Annotated in this window: 1 protein-coding gene; it reads left to right on the plus strand. The window is 40.3% G+C overall.

Features of this window, described 5'->3' with window-relative positions; all coding sequences use genetic code 11:
* Positions 1-5: 5 nt before the first annotated feature.
* Complete coding sequence (locus ACOMCU_RS27940; protein WP_421052288.1) at positions 6-1,493, plus strand: malate:quinone oxidoreductase; 1,488 nt, start codon at positions 6-8, stop codon at positions 1,491-1,493.
* The last annotated feature ends 51 nt before the right edge of the window (positions 1,494-1,544 follow it).

Here is a 1,544-nt window from a genome sequence, read left to right on the forward strand (position 1 = left end):
TAAAAATGAGTAGCAAACAAATTAAATCAGACGTCATCTTAATTGGTGCCGGAATCATGAGTGCGACTTTGGGGACAATGCTCAAAGAATTAGCACCAGATTGGAATATTACCGTGTTTGAGAAACTTGCAAACGCCGGAGAAGAAAGCTCGAACGAATGGAATAATGCGGGAACAGGGCATGCAGCATTGTGCGAGCTTAACTACACTTCAGAAAAACCAGACGGATCGATCGATATTAGCAAGGCCATTAATGTGAATGAACAATTCCAGGTTTCTATGCAGTTTTGGTCATATCTTGTTAATCGTAAGCTCATCCAAAATCCAGAAGACTTTATCATGGCATTACCGCATATGAGTATGGTAAAAGGCGAAAAAAATGTCGCGTATTTGAAAAAACGTTTTGAAACGATGGCTAATAATCCGCTGTTCAAAGGGATGGAATTTTCCGATAACCCTGAAAAACTAAAGGAATGGATTCCACTTATTATGGAAGACCGTCCAGCAGATGAAGCGATTGCGGCAACAAAAATTGACACGGGTACAGACGTTAACTTTGGTGCTTTAACGCGTATGCTTTTTGACAATTTAACAACGCAAAACGTCGATATCAACTACAAACATAGTGTCGAAAGCATTAAACGTACGAAGGACGGCTCATGGGAGTTAAAAGTACATGATATGGATGGCTGTAAAATGGAATATCATACAGCAAAATTCGTCTTCCTTGGAGCAGGCGGAGGAAGCTTAGAGTTATTACAAAAATCAGGTATTCCTGAAGGCAAACATATCGGTGGGTTCCCAATTAGTGGATTATTCATGGTATGTAACAACCAGGAAATTGTGGAACAGCATCATGCTAAAGTATACGGCAAAGCTGCAGTTGGTGCGCCACCAATGTCTGTACCACATCTTGATACAAGATTTATCGATAACAAAAAATCATTACTATTTGGACCGTTCGCTGGTTTCTCACCGAAGTTCTTAAAAACAGGTTCAAATATGGATTTATTTGCTTCTGTAAAACCGCATAATATTACCACATTATTGGCGGCAGGCGTGAAAGAAATGGGCTTGACAAAATACTTGATCCAACAATTAATGTTATCGAAAGATCAACGTATGGAAGAGTTGCGTGACTTTATTCCGACTGCGAAGAGCGATGATTGGGATATTGTCGTTGCGGGTCAACGTGTACAAGTAATCAAAGATACTGAAGCTGGTGGTAAAGGAACGCTTCAATTTGGTACCGAAGTGGTCAGTGCGGCCGATGGTTCCATCGCTGCTTTACTAGGTGCTTCTCCAGGTGCATCTACTGCCGTGCCAGTTATGATTGAAGTGATTAACAAATGTTTCCCTCAGCAGGTAAAAGAGTGGGAACCAAAGTTAAAAGAAATGATTCCTTCTTATGGCATCGCATTAGTGGAAAACCCAGAGCTTCTTGAAGAAGTGCATGCTTCTACAGCGCAAGTACTTGGTCTAAACAAAAACTAATCAAATAAAAAATAAAGAACCTTTCATCCGTCTTTGGATTGAAGGTTCTTT

It is taken from the genome of Lysinibacillus sp. UGB7, from assembly GCF_049058285.1.
GTDB classification, from domain to species: Bacteria; Bacillota; Bacilli; order Bacillales_A; family Planococcaceae; genus Lysinibacillus; species Lysinibacillus sphaericus_B.